The 24674-nt window shown below is 70.8% G+C and carries 31 protein-coding genes; 13 read left to right on the forward strand and 18 right to left on the reverse strand.

Annotation, left to right across the window (positions count from 1 at the left end):
• Positions 1-3: 3 nt before the first annotated feature.
• The 3 genes from HNR02_RS07330 to HNR02_RS07340 form a co-directional block, all read right to left on the reverse strand.
• Positions 4-1149 carry a C1 family peptidase gene (locus HNR02_RS07330; RefSeq protein WP_246338515.1) on the reverse strand — a complete coding sequence of 382 codons (1146 nt, stop codon included), beginning with the start codon at positions 1147-1149 and terminating at the stop codon, positions 4-6.
• 161 nt (positions 1150-1310) lie between these two features.
• Entirely contained in the window at positions 1311-2027 is a 717-nt protein-coding gene (locus tag HNR02_RS07335) for an SGNH/GDSL hydrolase family protein (RefSeq protein ID WP_179772424.1), read from the reverse strand.
• Positions 2028-2082: 55 nt separating this feature from the next.
• Positions 2083-2718 carry an NAD(P)-dependent oxidoreductase gene (locus HNR02_RS07340; protein ID WP_179772425.1) on the reverse strand — a complete coding sequence of 212 codons (636 nt, stop codon included), beginning with the start codon at positions 2716-2718 and terminating at the stop codon, positions 2083-2085.
• Between the two features lie 92 nt (positions 2719-2810).
• Here HNR02_RS07340 and HNR02_RS07345 point away from each other — a divergent pair, with 92 nt between their 5' ends.
• Positions 2811-3377, forward strand: coding sequence for a TetR/AcrR family transcriptional regulator (locus HNR02_RS07345; RefSeq protein WP_179772426.1), 567 nt, complete (start codon positions 2811-2813; stop codon positions 3375-3377).
• On the opposite strand, the gene HNR02_RS07350 is transcribed toward HNR02_RS07345, so the two are convergent.
• Positions 3374-3838, reverse strand: a complete 465-nt coding sequence (locus HNR02_RS07350) for a GbsR/MarR family transcriptional regulator (protein ID WP_179772427.1) — start codon at positions 3836-3838, stop codon at positions 3374-3376. The genes HNR02_RS07345 and HNR02_RS07350 overlap by 4 nt on opposite strands.
• A gap of 93 nt (positions 3839-3931) precedes the next feature.
• Here HNR02_RS07350 and HNR02_RS07355 point away from each other — a divergent pair, with 93 nt between their 5' ends.
• The 4 genes from HNR02_RS07355 (at position 3932) to HNR02_RS07370 (ending at position 8612) form a co-directional block, all read left to right on the forward strand.
• A complete protein-coding gene (locus HNR02_RS07355) occupies positions 3932-4828 on the forward strand; it encodes an ABC transporter ATP-binding protein (RefSeq protein WP_179772428.1) in 897 nt (298 codons plus the stop codon).
• Positions 4825-6420: an ABC transporter permease gene (locus HNR02_RS07360; RefSeq protein ID WP_179772429.1), complete on the forward strand. Its 1596-nt coding sequence runs from the start codon at positions 4825-4827 to the stop codon at positions 6418-6420. Before HNR02_RS07355 ends, HNR02_RS07360 begins: the two co-directional genes overlap by 4 nt.
• A gap of 438 nt (positions 6421-6858) precedes the next feature.
• Positions 6859-7158 carry a hypothetical protein gene (locus HNR02_RS35335; protein WP_246338516.1) on the forward strand — a complete coding sequence of 100 codons (300 nt, stop codon included), beginning with the start codon at positions 6859-6861 and terminating at the stop codon, positions 7156-7158.
• The gene (locus tag HNR02_RS07370; protein WP_179772430.1) at positions 7155-8612 is read left to right on the forward strand and encodes an NAD-dependent succinate-semialdehyde dehydrogenase; all 1458 of its coding nucleotides are present in this window, start codon (positions 7155-7157) and stop codon (positions 8610-8612) included. The genes HNR02_RS35335 and HNR02_RS07370 overlap by 4 nt, the downstream gene beginning before the upstream one ends.
• On the opposite strand, the gene HNR02_RS07375 is transcribed toward HNR02_RS07370, so the two are convergent.
• Positions 8596-9216: a LysE family translocator gene (locus HNR02_RS07375; RefSeq protein ID WP_179772431.1), complete on the reverse strand. Its 621-nt coding sequence runs from the start codon at positions 9214-9216 to the stop codon at positions 8596-8598. The genes HNR02_RS07370 and HNR02_RS07375 overlap by 17 nt on opposite strands.
• A gap of 77 nt (positions 9217-9293) precedes the next feature.
• Between HNR02_RS07375 and HNR02_RS07380 the strand changes: the two genes are divergently transcribed.
• Positions 9294-9620, forward strand: coding sequence for a putative quinol monooxygenase (locus HNR02_RS07380; protein ID WP_179772432.1), 327 nt, complete (start codon positions 9294-9296; stop codon positions 9618-9620).
• Here HNR02_RS07380 and HNR02_RS07385 read toward each other — a convergent pair.
• Together HNR02_RS07385 and HNR02_RS07390 are read right to left on the reverse strand one after the other, a co-directional pair.
• Positions 9617-10177, reverse strand: coding sequence for a TetR/AcrR family transcriptional regulator (locus HNR02_RS07385; RefSeq protein ID WP_179772433.1), 561 nt, complete (start codon positions 10175-10177; stop codon positions 9617-9619). The two genes, HNR02_RS07380 and HNR02_RS07385, sit on opposite strands and share 4 nt — an antisense overlap.
• Positions 10178-10192: 15 nt before the next feature.
• Positions 10193-10957 (reverse strand): metal-dependent hydrolase, encoded by a 765-nt coding sequence (locus HNR02_RS07390; protein ID WP_179775756.1) that lies wholly within the window; start codon positions 10955-10957, stop codon positions 10193-10195.
• A gap of 21 nt (positions 10958-10978) precedes the next feature.
• Between HNR02_RS07390 and HNR02_RS07395 the strand changes: the two genes are divergently transcribed.
• Positions 10979-11401 carry a TIGR03618 family F420-dependent PPOX class oxidoreductase gene (locus tag HNR02_RS07395; RefSeq protein WP_179772434.1) on the forward strand — a complete coding sequence of 141 codons (423 nt, stop codon included), beginning with the start codon at positions 10979-10981 and terminating at the stop codon, positions 11399-11401.
• A gap of 62 nt (positions 11402-11463) precedes the next feature.
• Entirely contained in the window at positions 11464-12000 is a 537-nt protein-coding gene (locus HNR02_RS07400) for a hypothetical protein (RefSeq protein WP_246338518.1), read from the forward strand.
• A gap of 6 nt (positions 12001-12006) precedes the next feature.
• Here the strand turns inward: HNR02_RS07400 and HNR02_RS07405 are convergent, their stop codons facing one another.
• The 3 genes from HNR02_RS07405 to HNR02_RS07415 form a co-directional block, all read right to left on the reverse strand.
• Positions 12007-13086, reverse strand: coding sequence for an MBL fold metallo-hydrolase (locus HNR02_RS07405; RefSeq protein ID WP_179772436.1), 1080 nt, complete (start codon positions 13084-13086; stop codon positions 12007-12009).
• A gap of 118 nt (positions 13087-13204) precedes the next feature.
• Positions 13205-13528 (reverse strand): divalent-cation tolerance protein CutA, encoded by a 324-nt coding sequence (gene cutA, locus HNR02_RS07410; RefSeq protein ID WP_179772437.1) that lies wholly within the window; start codon positions 13526-13528, stop codon positions 13205-13207.
• A gap of 27 nt (positions 13529-13555) precedes the next feature.
• Positions 13556-13918: an SRPBCC family protein gene (locus tag HNR02_RS07415; RefSeq protein WP_179772438.1), complete on the reverse strand. Its 363-nt coding sequence runs from the start codon at positions 13916-13918 to the stop codon at positions 13556-13558.
• Positions 13919-13970: 52 nt separating this feature from the next.
• Here HNR02_RS07415 and HNR02_RS07420 point away from each other — a divergent pair, with 52 nt between their 5' ends.
• Positions 13971-14999 carry a Ppx/GppA phosphatase family protein gene (locus HNR02_RS07420; protein WP_179772439.1) on the forward strand — a complete coding sequence of 343 codons (1029 nt, stop codon included), beginning with the start codon at positions 13971-13973 and terminating at the stop codon, positions 14997-14999.
• A 59-nt stretch (positions 15000-15058) separates the two neighbouring features.
• Here HNR02_RS07420 and HNR02_RS07425 read toward each other — a convergent pair whose 3' ends face one another.
• The 4 genes from HNR02_RS07425 to nicT form a co-directional block, all read right to left on the reverse strand.
• Complete coding sequence (locus HNR02_RS07425; protein ID WP_179772440.1) at positions 15059-16081, reverse strand: flavin-containing monooxygenase; 1023 nt, start codon at positions 16079-16081, stop codon at positions 15059-15061.
• Between the two features lie 68 nt (positions 16082-16149).
• Positions 16150-18342 carry a heavy metal translocating P-type ATPase gene (locus tag HNR02_RS07430; RefSeq protein ID WP_179772441.1) on the reverse strand — a complete coding sequence of 731 codons (2193 nt, stop codon included), beginning with the start codon at positions 18340-18342 and terminating at the stop codon, positions 16150-16152.
• Positions 18343-18346: 4 nt separating this feature from the next.
• A complete protein-coding gene (locus tag HNR02_RS07435) occupies positions 18347-18556 on the reverse strand; it encodes a heavy-metal-associated domain-containing protein (RefSeq protein WP_179772442.1) in 210 nt (69 codons plus the stop codon).
• Between the two features lie 33 nt (positions 18557-18589).
• Entirely contained in the window at positions 18590-19612 is a 1023-nt protein-coding gene (nicT, locus tag HNR02_RS07440; protein ID WP_246338792.1) for a Nickel transporter NicT, read from the reverse strand.
• Between the two features lie 165 nt (positions 19613-19777).
• Between nicT and HNR02_RS07445 the strand changes: the two genes are divergently transcribed.
• Both HNR02_RS07445 and HNR02_RS07450 read left to right on the forward strand, forming a co-directional pair.
• Entirely contained in the window at positions 19778-20059 is a 282-nt protein-coding gene (locus tag HNR02_RS07445) for a metal-sensitive transcriptional regulator (RefSeq protein WP_179772444.1), read from the forward strand.
• Between the two features lie 107 nt (positions 20060-20166).
• Positions 20167-20775 (forward strand): D-sedoheptulose-7-phosphate isomerase, encoded by a 609-nt coding sequence (locus HNR02_RS07450; protein WP_179772445.1) that lies wholly within the window; start codon positions 20167-20169, stop codon positions 20773-20775.
• Positions 20776-20871: 96 nt separating this feature from the next.
• Here HNR02_RS07450 and HNR02_RS07455 read toward each other — a convergent pair whose 3' ends face one another.
• A complete protein-coding gene (locus HNR02_RS07455) occupies positions 20872-21093 on the reverse strand; it encodes a DUF2188 domain-containing protein (RefSeq protein ID WP_179772446.1) in 222 nt (73 codons plus the stop codon).
• 116 nt (positions 21094-21209) lie between these two features.
• Here HNR02_RS07455 and HNR02_RS07460 point away from each other — a divergent pair, with 116 nt between their 5' ends.
• Together HNR02_RS07460 and HNR02_RS07465 are read left to right on the forward strand one after the other, a co-directional pair.
• Entirely contained in the window at positions 21210-21587 is a 378-nt protein-coding gene (locus tag HNR02_RS07460; RefSeq protein ID WP_179772447.1) for a helix-turn-helix domain-containing protein, read from the forward strand.
• Positions 21584-22174 (forward strand): ImmA/IrrE family metallo-endopeptidase, encoded by a 591-nt coding sequence (locus HNR02_RS07465; protein ID WP_179772448.1) that lies wholly within the window; start codon positions 21584-21586, stop codon positions 22172-22174. The genes HNR02_RS07460 and HNR02_RS07465 overlap by 4 nt, the downstream gene beginning before the upstream one ends.
• Before the next feature lie 189 nt (positions 22175-22363).
• On the opposite strand, the gene HNR02_RS07470 is transcribed toward HNR02_RS07465, so the two are convergent.
• The 3 genes from HNR02_RS07470 to HNR02_RS07480 form a co-directional block, all read right to left on the reverse strand.
• Positions 22364-22864 carry a hypothetical protein gene (locus HNR02_RS07470; RefSeq protein WP_179772449.1) on the reverse strand — a complete coding sequence of 167 codons (501 nt, stop codon included), beginning with the start codon at positions 22862-22864 and terminating at the stop codon, positions 22364-22366.
• A gap of 175 nt (positions 22865-23039) precedes the next feature.
• Entirely contained in the window at positions 23040-23162 is a 123-nt protein-coding gene (locus tag HNR02_RS07475; protein WP_179772450.1) for a ribosomal protein bL36, read from the reverse strand.
• Positions 23163-23187: 25 nt separating this feature from the next.
• Positions 23188-24672 carry an MFS transporter gene (locus HNR02_RS07480; protein WP_179775757.1) on the reverse strand — a complete coding sequence of 495 codons (1485 nt, stop codon included), beginning with the start codon at positions 24670-24672 and terminating at the stop codon, positions 23188-23190.
• Between the last annotated feature and the right edge of the window lie 2 nt (positions 24673-24674).

Below are 24674 nucleotides of genomic sequence, written 5' to 3' on the forward strand. Positions count from 1 at the left end.
CCTTCAGTACGTGGTGGCAACCTTGGTCAGCACGCCGTGGTCGAGGAACGGGCTGACGGGATGACCGCCCGCCCGCGCCTCGGCCAGCAGCGCGAGTTGTCGGCCCACGCCGCCGGCGTCCCCCGAGAGCCGGACCCAGCCCAGCTGCTCCAGACACACCCATTCGCCCGCACCGGCGGAGAACAGGCGCAACGCGCGCTGCGGCGGGAGCCACGCGCGCAAGGTGACCCCGGTGCAGCCGAGCGTCGTCGGCCGCGGTTCCGGGTAGTCCTCGATGAAGGCCTCGCCGTAGGCGATCCGGAAGAAGCCGGACTCGCCCCAGTCGGTGCCCCACGAGTTCTTGGCGATCCAGCAGTTCTGCTCGTCGTCCCACCCGATGAGCGCGACGCAGTGCCCGCCGTTGCTCTCCGTGGTGGTCGCGCGGTAGATACCGCCCGCGTAGTGGAAGAAGTCGTCGTAGATCACCATGCAGGCGGTGACCGGGCCGTAGCCGTAGATGTGGTGCTTGATCGCGGCCGGGTCCTGCGTCAGGTCGACCACCCCTTCGGCGCGGGCGACGCGGTTCACCCAGTCCGGGTTCAGCGCGCCGCTTCCCTCGTCCGAGTAGGGCCAGTAGTCCTCGAAGGTCACGCCCTTCGCGGCGCAGTCCCCCATCAGGTCATCCGGCCAGGACCCCGTGTCACCCTCCTGGCGGTGCCCCGGCGCGAAGCCGAAGAACAGGTGCGCCTCCGACAGGTCCAGGCGCATCCCCGTGTTGCGCCGCGTGTAGGCCGCTGTCCCCTCCAGTGTCGCGACGGTGCCGAAGGCGCTGCACGACCCGGACTCCCCCTGGTCCTTGACGGGCGTCACGTAGCTGCGGCCGCAGACGTCGCGAAGGTCGAACTTGACCGGCAGCGTGCCGCCCGGCGCGTGCAGGCCGGTGCAGCGCTGGCCGGCGGCCCCGAGCGCGACCTCCAGCATCCGCCCGGGCAGTTCCGCCCGCGCTTCCACCTCGGCCACGCTCGGGGCCGGCACCCCCAGTCGCACCCGTCGCGACTCACCGGCCAGCCGGCTGAGCACCGTCTCCCCCGCCCGCCACGGATCCCCCATCGTGGCGAGGGAATCGCGAACCGCGGCGATTTCCTCGGCGAAGGGCCGGGGAGAGCTCATGCTGTCCTCCACTGGTGTCCAACCTGCCAACGCCCCTATGACGCGAGGGACCCCACACCAGATACACAGCGGCAGAACTTTTTCCAAAGCACCTGGTCGGCGGTGGCCGGTTTCACCCGTTCAGACCAGTGTGCCGTCTCCTGAATACCGGGAGTAGGCGATCAGGCCGCTTCGGCGAGCTTCTCCGCCCAACGGCGGTATCCGGCGGGACCGGGGTGGAACCCGTCGGCGGCGAACAGGTCCGGGTTCACCACTTCGCGTGGCACCGCGCAGTACGTGACGCCTGGCAGCGCGGCGAGCGCCGCCGCGGACGCGTCCAGCGCGGCACCCCGCAGGCCCAGCACCAGTCGCAACGGCTGCGGCAACGAGGGGAACGCACCCAGCGGCGGCACACCCGCGAGCAGCACCGGCACCGGACCGAGCGCCCGGCGGACCGCCACCACCAGCGCCAGCAGGTCCCGCCGGTACCGGTTCGCCGAGCGCATCTCGATGGTGTCGTTCACGCCGAGCGCCACGACCACGAGATCGGCGGGCTCCCGGCAAGCCTCGGCGAGCAGCTCGGCCGCGACGGTCCGCGCGTTCGCCCCGGTCCGGCCCGCGACGCGCCAGTCGATCCCGCGCCCCCACCGCCGCGCGAGAGCGGACGCGAGCTGCCCGGTCAGCGCCTCCTCGTGGGTCTCCGCCCCGACGCCGTCCACTGTGGACTCACCGATCACCAGCAGGCGCAGCGGTCCGGGCCCGGCCACCGACCCGCTCGACGGCCCGGACGCGCCAGCCAGGCGAGGCGTGGTCCGCCGAACCCGCAGTCCCTGCGCGACGAGCCACGGCGCGAGGGCGATGGTGGCCGTGGTGGCCAGGAGATTTCGTGAAGTTGACACGTGTGCACATTAGTCTCCGCCACCAGCGACGACCAGGCCCGTCAGCGCGGCCGCCTCAGCCACCGGCGACCGACACGGCCACCCCCGCCAGCCCGGGATTCCCGGCCGCACGCAGCACGTAGTCGGCCAGGTCGGCACGCGAGATGGTGAAGCTCCCGCGTACGTTTCCGCTGGTCTCGCTCGCGATCCGGCCGGTGTGCGGCTTGTCGGTGAGCTTCGGCGGGCGCACGATCGTCCAGTCGAGCCCGGAGGCGGACACCCGCCGCTCCATCTCGCCCATGTCCGCGTACGCCTCACGCAGCATGCGGATCAGCAGGGGCTTGACCAGCTGCCGGGTGAACCAGCCGTCGCCGTCGGAGTGCATTCCGCTGTTGCTCACGACCACGAGTCGTCGCACGCCCGCGGTCCCCATCGCGGTCATGACGCTGCTCGTCCCGTCGCGGCAGATGACACTCGGCCCCTTCTCACGCGGCCCCAGCGCGGAGATCACGACCTCCCGGCCGGTGATCGCCGGCACGAGACCGGCCGGGTCGAACACGTCCGCGGTCACGACCTCGAGCCGCGCCTGCGACGGCACGTCCAGCCGGGCGGGATCGCGCACCACCGCCGTCACCTGGTGCCCCGCGGCCAGCGCCTGCCGGACCACCTCGACACCCGTTCCGCCGGACGCGCCGAACACGGTCAGTTTCATGGCTTCCTCCTGGTTAGTGTTCACTCACCTGCTATAGTCGGTGAGCATTCACTCACCGTCAAGCGAGCACTGAGAGAACGCTGAGGACACCAGTGGGCACCAGGGAGAAAATCCTCGCCGCGGCCACGCGGATCATGCGCGAGCAGGGGTACGCACGAGCCACCACGAAGGAGATCGCACGGGCTGCGGGGTTTTCGGAAGCCGCACTGTACAAGCACTTCGCGGACAAGACGGAGATCTTCCTCGGCGTGCTGGCCTCACAGCTGCCGCGGCTGGACGCGATGCTCAGCGACCTGACCCCGGGTCGCGGCACCCTGCGCGGCAACCTGGTCCGGGTCACGAGCACCGCGATCGGCTTCTACGCCGAGAGCTTCCCGATCGCCGCGTCCCTGTTCTCGTCGCAGGACCTGCTGACCGCGCACCGCGACGCCGTGCACGACCACGGTGCGGGTCCGCGTACCCCGGTTTCGCGTCTGTCCGGTTACCTCCGCGCGGAACGGAAACTGGGCCGCTTGCCGTCCACAGCGGACCCGGATTCGATGGCGGCCCTGTTGCTGGGCGCGGCTTTCCAGCAGGGTTTCCTGAAGCACTGGGACACCGAAGCAGTCGACGCCACCGCGCTGGCGCGTAAGCTCGTCAAGGCAGTCGTGCCGGTCTAGCGCGCCACGCGCTCACGCTCCCAGCGCTGCAACAACGTGGGCAGTTCCTTGATGACGAACGCGAGGAAGTCACGCATCTCCGCGAGCCGCTTGCCCGCCGGGGTGTCCGCTCCCACCGCGTCGACCCCCTCTTCCGCGGCGTCCCGCCACATCTCCATCAGCCGGTCCCGCTTGCGCAGGCTCGCGAACCACATGTCGTCGAGGACCCGGTAGTGGTCGCGGCGCTCGCCGGGTTCACGCTCCCGCTCGATCAACGCCACCTGCTCCAGGTAACGCACGGCCCCGGACACCGCCGCCGGGCTGACCTGCAACTTCTCCGCGATCTCCCCGGCGGTGAGCCGGCTGTCGTCAGTGACGATCAGAGCGGCGAACACGCGCGCGGCCATCCGCTGGATGCCGAGCTGCGTCAGCACGAGGGCCAGCCGCTCGACGTACCGGCGGACCTGCTCTTCGTCCCGCATGCTGATGATCCTTCCTCGCTCGTCCAGCGCTTCAGCCAATCTATACGTTTTCCTAACTTCACAACTTTGTGAAATCACTGTAGCTTCGCTCGCATGGACAACGCCATCTCCATCGAGGGCCTGGACAAGTCGTTCGGCGCGACGAAGGCCCTCGACGACCTGAACCTGCAGGTCAAGACCGGAGAGGTGCACGGGTTTCTGGGTCCGAACGGGGCCGGGAAATCCACCACCATCCGCGTCCTGCTCGGTCTGCTGCATGCGGACAAGGGCACCGCCCGCCTCCTTGGCGGCGACCCCTGGCGTGACGCCGCGAACCTGCACCGGCGGCTCGCCTATGTCCCCGGTGACGTCAACCTCTGGCCCAACCTGTCCGGCGGCGAGGTCATCGACCTGCTCGGACGGCTCCGCGGCGGCCTCGACAAGCACCGTCGCGACGAGCTCATCGAGCGCTTCGACCTCGATCCGAAGAAGAAGGGCCGTACCTACTCCAAGGGCAACCGGCAGAAGGTCGCGATCGTCGCGGCCCTGTCCTCCGACGTGGAGCTGCTGATCCTCGACGAACCGACCTCCGGGCTCGACCCGCTGATGGAGGCCACGTTCCAGTACGCGATCCAGGAGGAACGCCACAAGGGCCGCACGGTGCTGCTGTCCAGCCACATCCTCGCCGAGGTCGAGGCCCTGTGCGATCGGGTCAGCATCATCCGCAACGGCCACGCGGTCGAAACCGGCACCCTGAGCGAACTGCGGCACCTCACGCGCACCTCGATCGTCGCCGAGCTCGCCGGTCACCCGAACGGCTTGAGCAAGCTGGCGGAGGTGCACGACCTGAAGGTGGAGGGCAACCGCGTCCGCTTCGACGTCGAAACCCAGTCGCTGGACCAGGTGCTGCGCCAGCTGACCGAGGTCGGGGTGCGCAGCCTGACCAGCCAGCCGCCGACGCTGGAGGAGTTGTTCCTCCGCCACTACACGACCGAAGCGAGCACGCGATGACCGCGCTGACCGGCACCCGGCACCTCGTCCGCCTCGCGCTGCGACGCGACCGGATCGTGCTGCCGCTGTGGGTGCTCGTGATCGGTTTCCTGCCCGCGAGCACCGCCGGCGCCTACGAACAGCTGTACCCGGACGAGGCCAGCCGCGCGTCATTGACCGCGGGGATGGGCGCGAACCCGTCGCTCACGCTGCTCTACGGTCCGCCGTTCGACCTGTCCACCGCGGGCGGGTTCACCGCGTGGCGCTTCGGCGTGTTCGCGCCCCTGTTCCTGGCCCTGGCCTGCATCTTCACGGTCACGCGGCACACGCGGCAGGAGGAGGACACCGGGCGACAGGAGCTGCTCTCGTCGACGGTCACCGGGCGCTACGCCGCCCTGACGGCCGCGCTGATCACCGCCGGGATCGGTGCCGTGGGAACCGGTGTGCTGATCGCGCTCGGCCTGACCGGCGCGGGCCTGCCGTCAAGCGGCGCGGTCGCGTTCGGGCTCGGGGCGACGCTGACCGGGCTGGTGTTCGCCACGGTCGCCGCGATCTCCGCGCAGCTGGCCGAGTACTCGCGCACGGCCAACGGGGTCGCCACGGCGGTGCTCGGGTTCGCCTTCCTGCTGCGGGCGGTCGGTGACTCGGCCACCGACGTCTCCTGGCTGTCCTGGCTCTCCCCACTCGGCTGGTCGCTGCAGATCCGGCCGTTCGCGGGTGACCGGTGGGCCGTCGCGGTGCTGCTCGTCGGCGCGGCACTCGTGCTGGCCTCGGTGGCCTACCGGCTGCTGCCGCGCCGCGACGTCGGGATGGGGATCTTCCCGGCGCGACCCGGTCCGCGCACCGCGGCTCCCGGTCTGCGGTCGCCGTTCGCGCTGGCGTGGCGGCTGCACCGGGGCGCACTGACCGGCTGGATCGCCGGGTTCGCGGTGATGGGTGCGCTGTTCGGGTCACTCGCGGCCGGCATCGGCGACGTCGTCGGGGACAGCGCGCAGGCACAGCAGATGTTCGAGCGGCTGGGCGGCGCGCGGAACCTGGTCGACACGTTCCTCGCGGCGATCGCGAACATCTTCGGCCTGATCGCGGCGATGTACGCGGTGCAGGCGACGTTGCGGATGCGCACGGAGGAAACGGCGCTGCGGCTGGAGCCGCTGCTCGCGACCCGGGTGCGGCGGCTGGCGCTGGCGGGCAGCCACCTGGTGTTCTCGCTGCTGGGGACGGCTGTGCTGCTGGTGGTCGCGGGACTGTTCGCGGGATTGCTGCACGGGCTGCGGGTCGGCGACGTCGGCGGCCAGGTGCCCGCCGTGCTCGGGGCGACGGTCGCGCAGGTGCCCGCGGTGTGGGTGGTCGTCGGGATCTCCGTGGTGGTGTTCGGATTCGCGCCGAAGTTCGCCGCGGTGGCGTGGGCGGTGGCCGGGGTGTTCCTGCTGCTGTCGCTGTTCGGGCCGGTCGTGCAGGCGCCGCAAGCGGTTCTCGACGTTTCGCCCTTCACGCACGTGCCGAAGCTGCCGAGCGCGGACTTCACCGTGACGCCCTTCGCATGGCTGCTCGGGATCGCGGTGGTCACGCTGGCCGCGGGACTGGCCGGATTCCGGCGGCGCGACATCGGTTGACCCGATCGGGGGAAGAGCCCGGGTCCCGTCAGGGATCCGGGCTCTTTTTTTTGTCGGTACCCCTCGCTAGCTTGAACTCCGATCAAGGGGAGATGGGTATGCACTGGGGTGTGTTGCGACACGGGGATTTCCGGCGCCGGTGGCTGGCCGACGCGCTCAGCCAGTTCGGCGACCGGATCAGCCTGCTCGCGGTTCCGCTGCTGGCGTTGCCGGTGGGCGCCCACGTGGGGCGCACGGTCGTGTTCGGCTCGGTTCCGGCGACCGCGCCCCGCCTGTCCCGATGGCTGATGCGGCTCTTCGGCGGGGCGGCGGTCGGGGTGAACGCGGTGAGCTTCCTGTGGTGGGCGGGATGGCTGCGGCGGCCCCGCGGCCCGAACCGGGGCGCGGCCGCGCGCGCCCGCGCCCCGCTGCGCCGCGAGATCACCGAGAGGCTGCGGGATGTCATTCGGGCACCCGGTGCTGCGCGCGATCGGCGGGCATCAGTTCTGCCTGAGCGTGTGCCAGCGGTTGCAGGGGCGGATGACGGCGACCATGACGTCCCTGGTCTTCGCGCCGGCTCCGGCCGGGAGCCTGCTGGCCGGAGCGCTCGGCACCACGCTGGGGTTGCGCGCCACGTTGTGGCTGGCGGGCGCCGGTGTGGCGGCGTCCGCGCTGTGGCTGGTCTGTTCACCACTGCGCGGGATGCGGTGGTTGCCCGAGGCATACGAGGAGGTGGGCACGGGTAGTCACGGGCCATGACCCTTGACGGAGTACCGCACCAGCTTTTCCTCGCCGGGCAGTGGCGTGACGCCGCGGACGGCAGCCGGTTCGGGGTGGCGGATCCGGGGACCGAACAGCAGCTGTGCGAGGTCTCCGACGCGCAGGACGCCGACATCACCGAGGCGATCGAGGCGGCCGCCGCGAAACAGGAGGAGTGGGCCTCGACGCCGCCGCGTGAGCGGGGCGAGGTCCTGCGCCGCGCGTGGCAGCTGATGACGGACCGTGCCGACGACCTGGCCCGGTTGATGACGCTGGAGATGGGCAAGAGCATCGAGGAGTCGAAAGGGGAGGTCACCTACGCCGCCGAGTTCTTCCGGTGGTTCTCGGAGGAGGCCGTGCGCATCGACGGGCGCTTCGCGCGCAGTCCGGCCGGTGGTGGTGGCCGGATGCTCGTGTCGAAGCATCCGGTCGGCCCGTGCGTGCTGGTGACGCCGTGGAACTTCCCGCTGGCCATGGGGACCCGCAAGATCGGGCCCGCCATCGCCGCCGGGTGCACGATGCTCGTCAAGCCCGCGCAGCTGACGCCGCTGTCGATGCTGAACCTCGCCGGGCTGCTCAAGGAGGCCGGGCTGCCGGACGGCGTGCTGAGCGTCCTGCCGAGCACGTCGGCGAGCCGGGTCGTGAACCCGGCGCTGGCGGACCCGCGGATCCGGAAGCTGTCCTTCACCGGATCCACCGAGGTCGGGCGCAAGCTGGTCGAGCAGTGCGCGCCGAACCTGCAGCGGATGTCGATGGAGCTGGGTGGCAACGCCCCGTTCCTGATGTTCGAGGACGCCGACCTGGACGCGGCGGTGCAGGGCGCGGTCACGGCGAAGATGCGCAACAACGGCGAATCGTGCGTGGCGGCGAACCGGTTCCACGTGCACTCGTCGGTGGCCGGGGAGTTCGTGCGGCGGCTGACCGAGGCGATGTCGTCGCTGAAGACCGGGCACGGCACCGAAGACGGGGTGAAGGTCGGGCCGCTGATCAGCGCCGAGCAGCGGGACAAGGTGGTCGAACTGGTCGACGACGCCGTGTCCCGCGGCGCACGCGCCACCACCGGCGGCAAACCGTTGGACGGCGACGGCTACTTCTACGCGCCGACCGTGCTCACCGACGTCCCGCCGGACGCCCGGATCCTGCGCGAGGAGGTGTTCGGCCCGGTCGCGCCGGTGACCACGTTCGACGACGAGGACGAGGCCGTGCGGACCGCCAACGACACCGAGTTCGGCCTGGTGGCGTACGTGTTCACCCGCGACCTGGACCGCGCGATCCGCGTGGGCGAGCGCATGGCCACCGGGATGGTCGGGCTGAACACCGGGCTGGTGTCGAACGCCGCGGCGCCCTTCGGTGGTGTCAAGGCGTCCGGGTTCGGCCGCGAGGGCGGCGCCGAGGGCATCGAGGAGTACCTCGACGTGAAGTACCTGGCGCTCTCGCTCAGCGGGACTCCGTAGCGATCCGCACTCCGAGTCCGATGAGGACGGTCGCGGTGAGGCGGTCGAGCCACCGTTTCACCGCGGTCCGCATCAGGAACCGGCGTGCCTGGTTCGCCAGCAGCAGGACCGTGCTCATCCACGCCCAGCCGAGCGCCACGTGGACGAAGACCAGCAGCGCACCCCAGGCCGCCTGCCCGGACCCGGCCGGCAGGAACTGCGGGAGCAGGCTCAGGTAGAACACACCGACCTTCGGGTTGAGCAGGTTCGTCACCAGCCCGGCGCGCAGCGCTCCCCGCCCCGGCTCGACGATGACCTCAGCGTCCGGCACCTGGTGCCGGAAGCTCCGCCACAGCGCGGAACCGCCGAGCCACAGCAGGTACGCCGCCCCGCCGATGCGCACCACGTCGTAGGCGATGCGGGAGGCCGCCAGCAGCGCGGTCAGCCCGGCGATGCTCGCCGTCCCCCACACCAGGCAGCCGAGGTTGATGCCGGTCAGCGCCCGGAAACCGGCCCGGCGGCCGCCGAGCAGTGTGTGGCGCAGCATCAGCATGGTGTCCAGGCCCGGGGTCACCACGGCCACCAGCGCCACGAGCGTGTAGGTGAGCAGCGCGGAGACCGGCATGCGATCACTACAGCAGGGCGTCGGTCCCGTTGACAACGGATTTCGTGGAGACGGCGCGACCGCTCTACGGTGGAGCCATGATTTTCATCACCGCGAAGTTCCGCATCCTGCCCGAGCACGCCGACGAGTGGCCCGCCATCGCCCGCGACTTCACCCTCGCCACCCGCGCCGAGCCCGGCTGCCTGTGGTTCGACTGGTCCCGCAGCGTCGAGGACCCCAACGAGTACGTGCTGGTCGAAGCCTTCCGCGACGGCGAGGCGGGCGGCGTGCACGTCCAGTCCGACCACTTCAAGGCCGCGCAGCGGGACCTGCCGCAGTACCTCGCGGAGACGCCGCGCGTCGTCAACTTCGAGGTCCCGCAGGACGACTGGTCCGAACTGGGCGAGATGGCCGTGCGGCGCTAGGCGCGGAGGCCGTCGCTGATGATCCTCGCCAGTGGCCGGCCCTCCGGGGCCTGCCGCTGGATCGCGAGGTAACCGGCGAGCAGGGCCGCGAGGTCGCCGGGTTCGACGTCGGCCCGCACGGTGCCCGCGGCCTGCGCGCGGCGCAGCAGGTCGGCGAACGCGGCGCGGAACTCGCTGCTCTCATCCGAAGTGGCCTTCATCGGCAGCCCGGTGCTCGCCTCCAGCGCGTCGCACAGGGCCTTGTTCAGCAGTGCCTGCGCGGCCACTACGTCGAAGAACTCGAAGAACACCACACCCGGATCGCCCGCTTCGAGCCGCTCGCGGGCCTGCTCGGTGAGCCACGCGATGCGGTCCAGCACGACGGCCTCGAACAGCATCTCTTTGCTGGGGAAATGCCGGTAGACCGTGCCCGCGCCGACTCCGGCGCGGCGCGCGATCTCGTCGAGGGGCACGGACGGGCCCTCGTCGGCGAAGGCCGCGTGCGCCGCGGCCAGCACGCGCGCCCGGTTGCGGCGCGCGTCGGCACGCAGTCCGCTGCGGCCCGCTGAGGTGGTCATCACGTCCGAGTCTAGTCAGCCGCCGGCGGTCACGGCCGGTTCCGCGAACAACCCGACCAGACCGGGCCACGCGCCGGGCACGAGCAGCACCGCCAGCACGGTGAACACCGGGACGATCAGGAACTTCTCGACGCCCTTGCCCGTGCGGAACCGCAGGAACGCGGGCGGCCGCAGCTCGTACCAGGTCTCCCCGGCGATCGGCACCGGGAACAGGAAGGGGCAGCCGGATTCGGTGAGCGCGTCGCCGAGGCAGTGAGTGAAGCACCCCGCCGCGACGGCGATCCCCAGCCAGCCGGTGAGCTGCGACAGTTCCGCCGCCGCGCTCGCCGTCAGCGCCCACCACACCACACCGCCACCGGCGACGATCAGCAGCCAGTCGCCCAGGGCGTCGGCCGCGAGCAGCAACGCGAACACCACCACCCCGGCAACCACGTACCAGCCGCCTGCCCGCGTTCCGTACGTCGTCGCCACGCCAAGGCCCGCCGCGAACAGCACCGTGTGCGACAGGTGCCGGTGGCTGCCCCTGCCCGGCTCGTCCCGCGGGCCCTTCGTCACCTGGTACAGGCCCGCGGACGCATGCCGCAGCAGCCAGCACAGGAACCCGGTGATCGGCCCGAGCAGCTTCGAGGCGCGGGCGTGGGGGTGGTCGAGGTCCGGCAGCAGCGCGAAGCCCGCGGTCGTCGCGGCGAACGCCAGCGCCTGGTGCACGGAGCCGGCGCCGATGGCCGGGGCGAGCGCGAGTCCGGCGCACCAGCCGGTGAGCGCGTGGGTGGAGCCCATCATGGAGAAGATCTTGGCAAGATGGACGGTGACCGACGCGAAGGGACGCGCATGACCACGGACTCGCCCAGTGATGATCTGCGGGCGTTCTGGGCCGAGCGGCGCGTGTGCGTGCTCACCACGTTGCGTCCGGACGGGTCGCCGCACGTGGTGCCGGTCGGGGTCACCGTGGACGAGAACTTCACCACGGCACGGGTGATCTGCCGTGGTGGCAGCGTCAAGGCGCGCAACGTGCGTGCGACCGCGCCCGCCCGTGTGGTGGTCAGCCAGTTCGAGGGCCGCCGTTGGTCGACTTTGGAGGGAACCGCGGTGGTGCGGGATGATCCGGGCTCGGTGTCCGATGCGGAATCCCGCTACGCCGAGCGCTACCACCGCCGTCCCAAGCCGAACCCGGAGCGCGTCGTGATCGAAATCCGGCTCGATCGGCGGCTGGGCATGAGGTAAAGCACACGGATGGCGGGTTGCGGACGAACGGGAAGATAGGGCAGTAATCAAGGGTGCGGACCGTGAAGACTCTCAAGATCGACAGCCCGTTCGCGGGCGGCACGACGTGGGACGTCGTCGATCGGACCGTGATCGGCGCGCTGGCTCCGTCGATGATCGGCACGATGCGCCGGGGCTCCGAGGACTTCCTGTGGTTCGCCGAACGCCGCATCGCGGGCCACCAGCTGGGGCGCCCGGGCCGCTGGGACCACCCGGTGGAGCGGGAACTGCTGGGCTGGCGGTCGCGGCTCGCCTTCGAGCTCGACCCGCCCGTCGTGGTGCCCGAGATCGACCTCAAGCTGTCGCACTGGGTGCGCAACACGCACGAGGAGTTCCTGCGCCGCCTGCCGGAGACCGGTGGCATGGTGCAGCTGCAGAGCGTGCGGGACGTGGACGCGTGGCTGCACACCCTGATCGACCACTACAAGGCCGTCAAGGCCGCGGGCGAGGAACAGCTGGACCCCGACGCCCGTGCCACGCTCATGGCGTGGTTCCGGAACACCTTCTTCAAGATCCGCAGGGCCGCCGACCGGGTGGGCCTGACGCGCGTCCGGCCCTGACCGGCTTCAGCTGACCGGCTGCCACCACGCCTCCACGGCGGTGGGCGCGTCCACGTCGATCCGTTCCCCCGGCCGGGGAATCGCCACCGCCACCCCCTGCGCCTTGGCTTCCTTCCACACCCGCTCGGCCGGTTCGGACCATCCGTGCATGGCCAGCCGGAACGTCCCCCAGTGCACCGGGACGAGCAGCCCGCCGCGGGCGTCCACGTGCGCGGCGACCCCTTCCTCGGGTGTCATGTGGATGTCCGGCCAGGCCGGGTGGTAGGCCCCGACCTGCACGAGGGCGGCGTCGAACGGGCCGTACTTCTCACCGATCGTGCGGTAGCCCTCGAAGTAGCCCGAGTCGGCCGTGTAGAACACCTTCCGGCCCGACCGCGCGACGATCCAGGACGCCCACAGCGTGTTGTTGCGGGTGAAGGCGCGACCCGAGAAGTGCTGCGCGGCGGCCGCCGTGATGTCGACACCGCCCGCCGAGACCGACTCGTCCCAGTCGAGTTCGATGATCCGCTCGGCCGGGATCCGCCAGCGGCGCAGGTGCGCGCCTACCCCGAGCGGGACCACGAAGGGCGCGCTCTGCGTTCGCGCCAGCTCGACCACCGTCGGGCGGTCGAGGTGGTCGTAGTGGTCGTGCGAGACGATGATCACATCGAGGCGCGGCAGGTCGTCGAGCCGGTGCGGCGGCTCGTGCATGCGCTTGGGGCCCGCGAACCGCGACGGGGACACGCGGGTGCCCCACACCGGGTCGACCAGCACCTTCCGGCCGTCGATCTCGATCAAGGACGATGCATGGCCGTACCAGGTGACGTGCAACCCGCTGTCGCCCGGCGCGCCGGGCGGGACCATCGGCACGGGGCCGGTGGGTTTGCGCTGCTGCTTGCCGAACACCATCTCGCCGACCAGGTCTCGGGCCCGCGTCGGCTGGACGAGCGGCGGGGCGAGGTTGCGGAACCGGCCGTCGTGGAACTGCGGGGAGCGCCGCATGCGCTCGGGGTCGGGGCTGCCGCCGAAAGCCACGGGGATCTCCCACAACGCCACGGCCGCGGCACCGAGGAGCGCGGGCAGTGCCCACCGGATCGTTCTCGCCATGTCCGGAAAACTACGCTCCGCCCCCGGAAGTTCCCAGTCGAGCGAGCACCGATCTTCGACTCCCGGATGAGGAAGGCGACCGGCGTTATGGGTGGTGAAGTCTCCCGCCCGTCAACGATCAGCCGGCACGGGTCTCGTTGACCAGCCACTCCAGGAACTCGGAACTACCGCCTTCGATGGGCGTCGCGATGATCTCCGGAACCTCGTAGTTGTGCTGCGCCTTGAGCAGCTCGACCAGCGGCGCCACCCGGTCGGCCGCGGTCTTGATCTCGAGGCGCCACTCGGGGTCGGCCTGGACCTCACCGTTCCACCGGTAAACGCTCAGGATCGGGCCGACGATCTGAGCGCACGCGCCGAGGCGCGCCTCGACGGCCTGTGCCGCCAGCTCACGGGCCGTCGGTTCGCTGTCGGTCGTGGACGACACGATCACGTGTTCGCGCATGGGCCCGATTAGAGCACCGTGTCCGTCTCAAGCCCAGCCCGGCTGACTGCCCTCGCGCTGTTCGTCGGCGTCGGCGGCGGCCTGGTGCGTCAGCGCCGCGACCGCCTGCTCCATCTCGCTGCGCACCTGGTCCTCGTCGGTGCGGTCGGTGTGCAGGGTGATCGTGATCTCGCAGAGCGCCGCGCCGCGGTCGAGAACGTGCAGCTCGCCGCAGTCGTCACCGTCGCTCTCGGTGCCCCACGCGAGTTGCCTGCCCGCTTCGTCCTTGCGCAACCAGCCTTCGTCCAGGTGCTGGGGCAGGAACCGCGGCAGGTTCGGCGCGTCGGAGATGAACGCGAACGCCTCATCGGCGGGCAGCTCGGCGGTCGCGGTGTACTTGAACGTTCCCATGAAACCTCAAATATCCGTGTGGCGCAGCGCTAAACCGGGTACATAGGGCCTTATGCGACTCGGCGTTCTCGACATCGGCTCGAACTCGGCTCAGCTCCAGATCGTGGATGCCCACCCCGGCGCACCGCCACTGCCCGCACTGGCCGTGAAGGAGCCGACACGTCTCGCCGAGCAGATCGAGGAGAACGGAGCGATCTCGGAATCCGGGGTGTGCCGAGCCGTGGACGCCGTCGAGTCGGCGCTCGAAGCCGCCCGGCTGCACCGCGTGGAGCAGCTGTTCCTGTTCGCGACCTCGGCGATCCGCGACGCGAAGAACCGGGACGAAATCATCAACCGGATCGAGGAGCGCACCGGCGTGCGCCCGCAGTTCCTGACCGGTGAGGACGAGGCCCGGCTGACCTACGCGGCCGCGCACCGCTGGTACGGCTGGTCCGCCGGCCGCCTGCTGCTGCTCGACATCGGCGGCGGCTCGCTCGAAATCGCGCTCGGCCGGGACGCCGAACCGCAGCTCACCCTGTCCCTGCCGCTCGGGGCCGGACGGCTGACCCGGATGTTCCTGCCCGACGATCCGCCGTCGGCCGCACAGGTCAAGGCGTTGCGGCGGCACGTGCGGGACATGCTGCGCGAGGTCGCCGACAGGCTGAGATGGGAGGGCGTGCCCGCGCGCGCGGTCGCGACCTCGAAGACGTTCAAACAACTGGCCCGGCTCGCGGGCGCACCGCCACAGCGGCAGGGCCCGTTCGTGCGGCGCATCCTGACGATCGACGCGCTCAACGCGTGGATCCCCCGTCTGGCGGAGATGAAAACGTCCGACCGGGCGCGTCTGCGCGGGGTTTCCGCACCGCGCGCGCGGCAGATCCTGGCCGGTGCGATCGTCGCGAAGGCGACCATGGACACGCTCGACATCCGCAAGGTCGACGTCTGCCCGTGGGCGCTGCGGGAAGGCATCATGCTGCACCACATGCAGACCCTGCAGGTCTACGACGGGCTGCCGCTGCAGGCGATCACCACCGGCGTGCCGGAGGTGTCGGCGCGGCCCGCCACGGGTAAATCGCTGGTGGGACTGAGCCGGGGCGCGTGAGCGGTGTTCGAGGCCGACGGCCGGACCGCTGATCCTTCCTGCGCACCCGATGACGAGGGTCAGCCGCGCAGCTGACGGACCACGTAGCGGGCGTCGCGGCCCACGCCACGCAGGCTGGCCGAAACCAGAGTGCTCTGCCACTCCAGCCCGACGTACCCGAGCCCGCGGTGGGTCGTGGACACCCCGCGCCGGTGCAGCGGCATACCGCGCGCGTCCACGGCGCCGAGGCCGTCCAGGTAGGGCATGTCCGGCCGGTAGCCGGTCGCGAGCAGCAGCGTGTCGACGGGCTCGCGGCGGCCGTCGGCCCAGACCACGTGGTTGCCGTCGAGGCGGGTGAACATCGGGCGCCGATCGGGAAGTCCGGCGCGGACCCGGCGCCGGTAGTAGCCGCTGTCGATCACCGGAACGGTCGGCGGATCCCCCTTGATGCGGCGGGGCAGGAACGCGACGCCGGTGACGGTGAACCAGAACTGCAGGTCCTTGCCCAGTGGCCGCTGGGGTGCGTAGTTCACCGGCTTGCGCGTCGCGAGGGTCACCGACGAGTGCTCGGCCAGCTCCGCCGCGATCTGCACACCGGAGTTGCCCGCTCCGACCACGACGATCCGCTGGTTCGCCAGCGCGCCGGGTTCGCGGTAGCCGGCGGCGTGCACAACCTTGCCGGTGAAGGATTCCAGACCCGGCAGCGCGGGCACGTGTGGTCGCCCGAACCATCCGGTGGCCGCGACGACCATCGGCGCCTCGAACTCCGCACCGGCCCGCACGACGAAGTTTCCGTTGTGCCGCACCGATTCCACGCGGTGACCGGTCCGGACGTCGACGCCGAGGTCCGCGGCGTAGTCACGCAGGTAGGCAACCACCTCGTCACGGCGCGGGTAGTGCTTCGGGTCGCCGGGAAAGCGCTTTCCCGGAAGGGCGCTGTAGCGCGCGGGCGAGAACAAGGTGAGGCTGTCGTAGTAGCGGGGCCAGGAACCGACCGGTTCCGCCTGCGCTTCCAGCACGAGCGGCCGCAGCCCGGCCTCTCGCAGCGCGTACGCGGCGGCCAGCCCGGACTGGCCGCCGCCGATCACGATCGCGTCGGGCATCGCACCTCCCCGCATCCGGCACCCGTCACGGTAACCGTCACCGGGGGAGGCGCGACATTGTTATTTCCCTACGAGAACGCCCGCAGCCGCAGCGAGTTGCTCACCACGAACACCGAGCTCAGCGCCATCGCGGCACCGGCGATCATCGGGTTGAGCAGGCCGAGCGCGGCCAGCGGCAGAGCCGCCACGTTGTAGGCGAAGGCCCAGAACAGGTTGCTCTTGATCGTGCCCAGCGTGCGGCGCGCGAGCCGGATCGCGTCCACCGCGCCCCGGAGATCGCCGCGCACCAGCGTCAGGTCGCTCGCCTCGATCGCGACATCGGTGCCGGTGCCCATCGCGAGGCCCAGATCGGCCTGCGCGAGCGCGGCCGCGTCGTTGACGCCGTCGCCGACCATCGCGACCCGGGCGCCCTGCCCCTGCAGGCGCTTGACGGCGTCGACCTTGTCCGCGGGCAGCACCTCGGCGATGACCTCGGTGATGCCGACCTCGGCGGCGACCGCCTTCGCGACCGCCTCGTTGTCGCCGGTCAGCAGCACCGGGCGCAGGCCGAGCGCCGTGAGCCGCCGCACCGCCTCGGCGGAGGTCGGCTTGATCGTGTCGGCCACCACCAGGACCGCGCGGGCCTTGCCGTCCCAGCCGAGCGCGACGACGGTCCGGCCGAGCTCCTCGGCCTCGGCCTTCGCGTCGGCGAGCGATTCCGGCAGGTGCAGGCCCCATTCAGCGAGCAGCGCGGCCCGGCCGGCGACGACCGCCCGCCCCTCGACCACGCCCTGCACACCGAGACCTTCGACGTTGCGGAACTCCGACACCGGCGCGTGATCCCCGACCGCGGCCGCGATGGCCTTCGCGACCGGGTGCTCGGAGGCGTGCTCCAGCGAACCGGCGACGCGCAGCACCTCGTCGCGGTCCTCGCCGTCGGCGACCCGCACGTCCACCAGCGCCATGCGGCCGGTGGTCACGGTGCCGGTCTTGTCCAGCACGACGGTGTCGATGCGGCGGGTGGACTCCAGCGCCTCCGGCCCCTTGATCAGGATGCCGAGCTGCGCGCCCCGGCCCGTGCCGACCAGCAGGGCCGTCGGCGTGGCGAGGCCGAGCGCGCACGGGCACGCGATGATCAGCACGGCGACCGCGGCGGTGAAGGCCGCCGTCGCAGGCTCACCGGAGGCGAGCCAGGCCACCAGCGTCACCAGCGCGAGCACCAGCACGATCGGCACGAACACCCCGGACACGCGGTCGGCCAGGCGCTGGACCTGCGCCTTCCCGGTCTGGGCCTCCTCGACGAGCTTCGCCATCTGGGCGAGCTGGGTGTCCGCGCCGACGCGGGTGGCGCGCACCACGAGCCGTCCGCCCGCGTTGACGGTCGCCCCGACGACGGCGTCACCCGGGCCGACCTCGACCGGCACGGATTCGCCGGTCAGCATGCTCGCGTCGACCGCGGACGAGCCATCCTCGATCTCGCCGTCGGTCGCGATCTTCTCGCCCGGCCGCACCACGAACCGGTCGCCCACGACCAGCTGCGACGCCGGGATCCGCACCTCGGCGCCGTCCCGCAGCACCGTCACGTCCTTGGCACCCAGCTCCAGCAGCGCCCGCAGCGCAGCTCCGGCGCGGCGCTTGGCGCGGGCCTCGAAGTAGCGCCCGGCCAGGATGAACGTCGTCACCGCGGCGGCGACCTCAAGGTAGATGCGGCCCTCGCCGCTTCCCCGCTCGATGGTGAACTCGAACGGATGAGTCATGCCGATCTCGCCCGCCGTGCCGAAGACCAGCGCGTACACCGACCACAGGTAGGCCGCGAGGGTGCCGACGGAGATGAGCGTGTCCATCGTCGCGGCACCGTGCTTGAGGTTGGTCCACGCGGCCCGGTGAAACGGCAGGCCCGCGCCGAACACGACCGGCGTAGCGAGTGCGAGGGAGATCCACTGCCAGTAGTCGAACTGCCAGGCGGGAACCATCGCCAGGGCGATCACCGGCACGGACAGCACCACCGACGTGAGCAGACGGTCCCGGAGACCACCGGCACTGTCGGCCGCTTCCGGCCGCGGGAGTGTCGCGGAGTAACCGGCCGCCACGACGGCCTCGACCAGTTCCTGCGGTTCGACCTCGGCGGGATAGCTGACCTTGGCCTTCTCCGTGGCGTAGTTGACGGTGGCGGTGACACCGTCGAGCTTGTTGAGCTTGCGCTCGATGCGGTTCGCGCATGAGGCGCAGGTCATCCCGCCGATGGCCAGCTCGACCTCGGTCAGCTCGGATGCGGCTGTCATCGCGTCACCGCTCGGCGAGCGAGTACCCGGCCTCGTCGACGGCGGCGCGGACGGCGTCATCGCTCAGCTCGGCGGCGCTCACGACGGTCACGGCACCGGTCGGCAGGTCGACCCTGACCTCGGAGACACCGGCGATGGCGCCGATCTCCTCGGTCACGGACGCGACGCAGTGCTGACAGGTCATCCCGGTGACGGTGTAGACGGTCTCAGTCATGCCTCCGACTATACCCCCTACCCGTACGCGGAATCACTCGACGCTCGTCGACCAGCGCTCCTCGATCCGGCCCAGCCGCCACACCAGCCAGGCGACCACCCAGGTCACCAGGAACACGCCCACCAGTACGAACCCGACGTAGTCCAGGTTCAACTCGGCGACCGCGAACAGCGGTCCGCTGGTGATGCCGGCCTGGTCGACGAGCACCGCGATCAGCTCGATCACACCGATGACCAGTGCGACCACGACCGACAGCGAGGTCACCGTGATGTTGTAGAAGATCTTGCGCGCCGGCCTGGCGAACGCCCAGCCGTAGGCGTAGTTCATGAGGAACCCGTCGGCCGCGTCGAACATCGTCATGCCCGCCGCGAACAGCACCGGCAGAACGAGGACGGCGTACCAGGGCAGCGCGAACGCCGCGGCCCCGCCCGCCAGCACCAGCAGGCTGACCTCGGTGGCGGTGTCGAACCCGAGGCCGAACAGTACCCCTACCGGGTAGATGTGCCACGGTTTGCGCACCGCCGCGGTGGCCTTGCCGAGTACGCGGTTGAGCAGACCGCGGCTCGCGAGCCGGGCCTCCAGTTCAGCCTCGTCGAACGCGCCGCGCCGCATGTCGCGGGCGACCCTGAGGATGCCGATGAGGACCACCAGGTTGATCACGCCGAGCAGGCAGAGGAACGCACCCGACACCGAGAGCCCGATCACGCCGGTCACGTCGTGCAGGGTCGACGAATCATCCACGACCTCCCCGGCAATCGCCCGCACTCCGAGTGACAACAGCAGGCACAGCATGAACACGATCGTGGAATGCCCGAGCGAGAACCAGAACCCGACCGTGAGCGGCCGCTGCCCGTCGGTGATGAGCTTGCGGGTGGTGTTGTCGATGACGGCGATGTGGTCGGCGTCGAAGGCGTGCCGCATGCCCAGCGTGAACGCCGTGACGCCGAGACCGATGCCGAACACCCCGGACTGGCCGATCGCGAAGTGCTGCGGCACGACCAGCAGCGCCAGCACACCCCAGCCGGCGACGTTGAGCGCCAGGATGAACGCCACCATCCCGGCCACGGACAGCCGCTCCCGCCTGGCCAGCGGGATTCGATCACTCACAGCAACCCTCCAACACCTGTTCGGGTAATCAGATGAACAGATGACTTGGTCCGATGCAAGGAGGCGCATACGGGGAGCGGGTATGATGAACCGAGTTCCGAAAGTGGAGGCGGCATGGCGAGCTACAGCGGCGACAAGGACGCCTACCTCAAGCGACTGCGCCGGATCGAGGGGCAGATCCGCGGCCTGCAGCGGATGGTCGAAGAGGACAAGTACTGCATCGACATCCTGACCCAGGTCTCCGCGGCGACGAAGGCGCTGCAGTCCTTCTCCCTCGAACTGCTCGACGAGCACCTGTCGAGCTGCGTGGTGGACGCCGCCCGCGCCGGCGGCAGGGAAGCCGAAATCAAGGTCCGGGAAGCGAGCGACGCCATCGCCCGCCTGGTCAAGTCCTGACACCCTCCGCGCCCAGCACACCCACCCGGCAACGCACCCCGCTCCGGCCTGCGCCCCCTGCCCTTCCCCTTCCGTTTAACCGTCACGCATCCGGAAACCCCCAGCGCATGAGCGCGACCACAGTCCCGGACGTGGCGCGCGGACATCTCGACATCCTGGACGAGACGCTCGGCGCGCTCCGTCTGCAGGCAGCACGGCTCACGCGCTGGGGCCACGTGCTGGCCGAGCGGCTGAGCGAGGGCAACCGGCTTCTCGCGGCGGGTAACGGCGGGTCCGCGGCCGAAGCCCAGCAGTTCACGGCGGAGCTGCTGGGCCGCTACCACGACGACCACCCGCCGTTCTCGGCGATCGCGCTGCAGGCCGAAACCTCGAGCCTGACGGCGGTGGGTGACGAGTACGAGTACGACCACGCCGGGATCTTCGCCCGTCAGGTGCGCGCCCACGCCCGGCCGCGCGACGTCCTGTTGCTCATCTCCGCCACCGGCCGCAGCCGGAACCTGACGCGCGCGGCCCAGGAAGGCGTGCACGCGGGGGCGAACGTGTGGGCACTGACCGGACCGGGACCGAATCCGCTCGCGAACGCCGTGGAGGACGCGCTCTGCCTGCCCGGCACGGCGGCGACGGTTCAGGAGGCGCACCTCGTGGCGGTGCACATCCTGTGCGCCACGGTGGACAGCGCATCGTCCACATCGGACACGGAACGCAGGGCGTCCTGAAACCCGGGGAAGAACCACCCCGAATTGTCAGACCCCACCCCTAGAGTCACCCCCATGCCCGTCCACCCCGCCCCCGCGAAGAAGCCCCCGGTCACCTCACCCCGGCAACGGCAGTGGATCGTTGCCGTAGAGCCGTCTGCTCTCGATCGAACCGTCCCGCCGCTGGATCCTCAGCACGCTCGGGCGGTCGGCGCGCGCCAGCTTCGCGGCCGCACGCACCGCGTCCCGCTTGCGCTCGTGGTGCGACACCACGGATTCACCCCGGCGCACGTCCCAGCTACCCAGCAGCGGCGACACCCAGTAGACCGTTCGCGACATCGAACAACTCCCTCCTCGACTGTTGCAATACTGCAACCACATCCCAATAGTACACCACCGTTGCACCCCCGCAACGATTCGGCAAAACTGCGACGCGAGAAACGGAGGTGTGCCACGTGGCCGGACGATTGGACACGAACAGGCTCTACGCGACCCTGGACGCGGAGCGGGAATCGCGCGGGCTGTCGTGGCGGCAGCTCGCGGCCGAGGCCGGGGTGAGCGCGTCGCTGGTCAGCCGCATGGGCAACGGCCACCGGCCGGACCTGGACGGGTTCATCGCGCTCGTCCAGTGGCTCGGCATGCCTGCCGAGACGTTCATGCTGTGGCCGCAGGGCATGCCGGACACCCGGCGGCGCCCCTCGCTCGAAGCGCAGCTCGCGCCGCTGCTCCGGGCCGAGGCCGAGCTCGACGAAGGCGACCGGCAGCACCTGCTCGACGTCGTCGGGCTGACGATGCGACACATCCGCGCCAAGAACACCAAGGAGTCGAAATGACGTTACGCCGTGGTTTCAAGAAGGAGGCCAGAGCGCTCGCACTGGAAGTCCGCGAGGAACTGGGCGTCGAGGTCTTCGCGCCGCTGGACCCGTGGGCGCTGGCCGAGCTGTACGGCATCGAGGTGCACGATCTGAGCAACCCGATCCTGCCGCGGGATTCGGTGCGCTACCTCACCGAGGAACGCCCGCACGTCTTCTCCGCGGCGCTCGTCCCGCTCGATCCGAGCGGTGCGGTGATCATCGAGAACCACGTGCATCCCCTGCGCCGCAGGCGATCCACGATCGCCCACGAGATGGCGCACGTCCTACTGGAGCACCCGTTCGGCCCAACCCTGACCGACGAGAACGGCTGCCGTTCGGCGGTCGCCGGGATCGAGGAGGAAGCCACCGAACTGTCCGGCGAACTCCTCATCCCCACCGACGCGGCCAGGATCGCCGCGTTCAAGGGATGGTCGGACCACTCGGTGGCCAACCATTTCCGGGTCAGCGTCCGCATGGCGACGTGGCGCATGAACATGAGTGGAGCGCGCCGGATCGCCGCACGGGCACGGGGAAAGTGGGAGGCAGGTTACGCCACCTCCGCCTGACCGCTTGTCCACACAGCGATCCACAGGTGGACAAGCCTGTGGACAACTCGACGGTCCATTCAGGACCGCGAAAAGGGGGTAGCACGAAGGCGGCCGAAACGGGTTAACCACAAGGGAAGAACTCGTGCACGCCGAACCACGACAGGACGAAGCCGTCGACGAACGACCACGTGTCCCGGTTCCACAGCGCTAGGCCGTGCCGGCGGCTTCCTCACCGAACAGCTCGCCCACCGCACGCGCCCGCAACCGTTCCAGTCGCGTTGCCTGGCTGCGGCCGTTCGCGATCAGCTCGTCGAGCCGGTCGGCGTCCAATCGCGCGTCCACGGCGGCTCGCGCGCGCAGCGTCCGCCACGCCGCGACCTTGCCCTCGACCCCGAGGCGCAGCCCTTCGAGTTCGACGACGCGGCTGAGCGGCGAGCGGCTGAGCATCCGGCCGTTGAGCTTGAGCCTGCCGGCCTTCTCCAGCAGCCACCCGGCCCAGCGCCCGCCGGGCCCCGCGGGTTCGCCGATGGCGCGCATCATCCCGGTCAGGGCGTCGAGGTCTTCGGCCATCTCCTCGGCGAGCCGGTCGAGCTTGCCGTTGCCGGCCCACCCGGCCTCCGAGCGCGCGAACCGCCGGGCCAGCTCCACCCCGGCCGTCACGACGGCCACGTGATCGTTGAGGTAAATGCCGAGCAACGTGCGACCCATACCGGCGAGTACCCGCCACCGGCCAGCTCAATCCCGTTCCGCCGCCCCGGGGGAACGCTCCCCGCGAGAATGCCGCCCGGGGCGGAAAGGGCTTACCGAACACTGTCGCCACCGCTCTTCCCGACGTGGAAAGATGCCGTCAGGCCACCGGATGCCCGACGCGATCGTCAGATGATCAGCTTTGGCGGCCGTTCCAGTGCGGCGAACGCTTGTTGATCACGAACGTGCGCCCCCGGCGCCGCACCACGATCGAGCCCGGCCGGTGCTTGAGCGACCTCAGCGAACTCCTGCTCTTCATGACCCGCTCCCTTCTCGCACCCGTGTCAACGCTCGGAGGACTCCCGTGATTCCTTGGGGTGCAAGGGTGTGCCGGCGACCGCGCAGTGCACCTTCACGGGACTGCCCGGCTTCGGTTTCGCGCGCCCGGGCACGAGAGCGAACGAGATCACCGCGCCCGCCACCAGCAGCCCGGCGCACACGAGCATCGCGGTGCGGTAGGCGGGCGCGAGCGCCGCGGGGTCGGTCAGGCTGCCCGTGCCGATGCCCGCGACGAGCGGCAGGACCGCGACGGCGAGCAGGCCCGCGGTCCGCGCGATCGCGTTGTTCGCGCCGCTGGCCACGCCCGCGTACTGGTCGTCGAGCGCGCCGAGCGCGGTCGCGGTCAGCGGCGCGACCGTCAGTGACAACCCGAGCCCGAACACGATGACGGCGGGCAGCACTCCGGTCAGGTACGAGGGGTGCGCGGAGACCCGCGACAGCAGCACGAGCGCCACCGCGCAGATGACGGGTCCGACGGTCATCGGGATCCGCGGGCCGGTCCGCTGGCCCAGCGCGCCCGCCCGCGCCGACAGCAGCAGCATCAACGCCGTCACCGGCAGCATCGCCGATCCGGCCGCCACCGGCGAGTACCCGCCCACGACCTGCAGGTTCAGCACCACCAGGAAGAACACGCCACCCAGCGCGGCGTACACGGCGAACGTCACGAGGTTCGCCGCGGTGAACGGCCGCGACGCGAACACGCCGAGCGGCAGCATCGGGTGCGGCGAGCGGCGCTCGGTCAGCACGAACGCGACGATCCCGGCGACGCCGACGGCCAGCGCCACCAGCACCGGCGGTGCGCCCGCGCCGAGCGACGGCCACGCCGTGAAGCCGTAGCTCAACCCGGCCAGCCCGAGCGCCCCCATCGCCGCACCGGTGTAGTCCAGCTGCCGCGCGGCCTCCGGGTTGCGCGTCTCCGGCACGTGCCGCAGCGCGACGAGGACGACGACCAGGGCGAGCGGCACGTTGATCAGGAACACCAGCCGCCAGCTCGCCACCTCGACGAGCCAGCCGCCGAGGAACGGCCCGAGCGCACCGGCGATCCCGCCGAGCCCGGACCACGCGCCGATCGCCTTCGCGCGGTCGTCGGGGTGGAACGACGCCTCCAGGATCGCCAGCGAGCCGGGCGTCAGCAACGCGCCACCGACCCCCTGCAGGACCCGCGCGGCGACCAGCGTCCAGATGTCCGGCGCGAGCCCGCACAGCAGCGACGCGACCGCGAACCAAGCCACACCGAGCACGAAGATCCGCCGCCGCCCGAACCGGTCACCGAGCGAACCGCCGAGCAGGATGAGCGCGGCCAGGCTGAGGGTGTACCCGTTGACCGTCCACTGCAGACCCGAATTGCTCGCGTCGAGATCGGTGCCGATCTTCGGCAGGGCGATGTTGACGACGGTCGCGTCGAGGAACGTCACGCCGGAACCGAGCACCGTGGCGAACAGGACCCAGCGCCCCGCGGACCGGCCGTACCGGAGCGACGGTTCTGCCATGG

Origin of the sequence: Amycolatopsis endophytica, assembly GCF_013410405.1 — a bacterium.
GTDB lineage: Bacteria > Actinomycetota > Actinomycetes > Mycobacteriales > Pseudonocardiaceae > Amycolatopsis_E > Amycolatopsis_E endophytica.

Coding starts and splice junctions, on each gene's coding strand:
- HNR02_RS07330 (WP_246338515.1), bottom strand. CDS start 1,149: ATGAGCTCTCCCCGGCCCTTCGCCGAGGAAATCGCCGCGGTTCGCGAT.
- HNR02_RS07340 (WP_179772425.1), bottom strand. CDS start 2,718: ATGAAACTGACCGTGTTCGGCGCGTCCGGCGGAACGGGTGTCGAGGTG.
- HNR02_RS07350 (WP_179772427.1), bottom strand. CDS start 3,838: ATGCGGGACGAAGAGCAGGTCCGCCGGTACGTCGAGCGGCTGGCCCTC.
- HNR02_RS07355 (WP_179772428.1), top strand. CDS start 3,932: ATGGACAACGCCATCTCCATCGAGGGCCTGGACAAGTCGTTCGGCGCG.
- HNR02_RS07360 (WP_179772429.1), top strand. CDS start 4,825: ATGACCGCGCTGACCGGCACCCGGCACCTCGTCCGCCTCGCGCTGCGA.
- HNR02_RS35335 (WP_246338516.1), top strand. CDS start 6,859: ATGTCATTCGGGCACCCGGTGCTGCGCGCGATCGGCGGGCATCAGTTC.
- HNR02_RS07370 (WP_179772430.1), top strand. CDS start 7,155: ATGACCCTTGACGGAGTACCGCACCAGCTTTTCCTCGCCGGGCAGTGG.
- HNR02_RS07375 (WP_179772431.1), bottom strand. CDS start 9,216: ATGCCGGTCTCCGCGCTGCTCACCTACACGCTCGTGGCGCTGGTGGCC.
- HNR02_RS07380 (WP_179772432.1), top strand. CDS start 9,294: ATGATTTTCATCACCGCGAAGTTCCGCATCCTGCCCGAGCACGCCGAC.
- HNR02_RS07385 (WP_179772433.1), bottom strand. CDS start 10,177: ATGACCACCTCAGCGGGCCGCAGCGGACTGCGTGCCGACGCGCGCCGC.
- HNR02_RS07390 (WP_179775756.1), bottom strand. CDS start 10,957: ATGGGCTCCACCCACGCGCTCACCGGCTGGTGCGCCGGACTCGCGCTC.
- HNR02_RS07395 (WP_179772434.1), top strand. CDS start 10,979: ATGGACGGTGACCGACGCGAAGGGACGCGCATGACCACGGACTCGCCC.
- HNR02_RS07405 (WP_179772436.1), bottom strand. CDS start 13,086: ATGGCGAGAACGATCCGGTGGGCACTGCCCGCGCTCCTCGGTGCCGCG.
- cutA (WP_179772437.1), bottom strand. CDS start 13,528: ATGCGCGAACACGTGATCGTGTCGTCCACGACCGACAGCGAACCGACG.
- HNR02_RS07415 (WP_179772438.1), bottom strand. CDS start 13,918: ATGGGAACGTTCAAGTACACCGCGACCGCCGAGCTGCCCGCCGATGAG.
- HNR02_RS07420 (WP_179772439.1), top strand. CDS start 13,971: ATGCGACTCGGCGTTCTCGACATCGGCTCGAACTCGGCTCAGCTCCAG.
- HNR02_RS07425 (WP_179772440.1), bottom strand. CDS start 16,081: ATGCCCGACGCGATCGTGATCGGCGGCGGCCAGTCCGGGCTGGCCGCC.
- HNR02_RS07430 (WP_179772441.1), bottom strand. CDS start 18,342: ATGACAGCCGCATCCGAGCTGACCGAGGTCGAGCTGGCCATCGGCGGG.
- HNR02_RS07435 (WP_179772442.1), bottom strand. CDS start 18,556: ATGACTGAGACCGTCTACACCGTCACCGGGATGACCTGTCAGCACTGC.
- nicT (WP_246338792.1), bottom strand. CDS start 19,612: ATGGTGGCGTTCATCCTGGCGCTCAACGTCGCCGGCTGGGGTGTGCTG.
- HNR02_RS07445 (WP_179772444.1), top strand. CDS start 19,778: ATGGCGAGCTACAGCGGCGACAAGGACGCCTACCTCAAGCGACTGCGC.
- HNR02_RS07450 (WP_179772445.1), top strand. CDS start 20,167: ATGAGCGCGACCACAGTCCCGGACGTGGCGCGCGGACATCTCGACATC.
- HNR02_RS07455 (WP_179772446.1), bottom strand. CDS start 21,093: ATGTCGCGAACGGTCTACTGGGTGTCGCCGCTGCTGGGTAGCTGGGAC.
- HNR02_RS07465 (WP_179772448.1), top strand. CDS start 21,584: ATGACGTTACGCCGTGGTTTCAAGAAGGAGGCCAGAGCGCTCGCACTG.
- HNR02_RS07470 (WP_179772449.1), bottom strand. CDS start 22,864: ATGGGTCGCACGTTGCTCGGCATTTACCTCAACGATCACGTGGCCGTC.
- HNR02_RS07475 (WP_179772450.1), bottom strand. CDS start 23,162: ATGAAGAGCAGGAGTTCGCTGAGGTCGCTCAAGCACCGGCCGGGCTCG.
- HNR02_RS07480 (WP_179775757.1), bottom strand. CDS start 24,672: ATGGCAGAACCGTCGCTCCGGTACGGCCGGTCCGCGGGGCGCTGGGTC.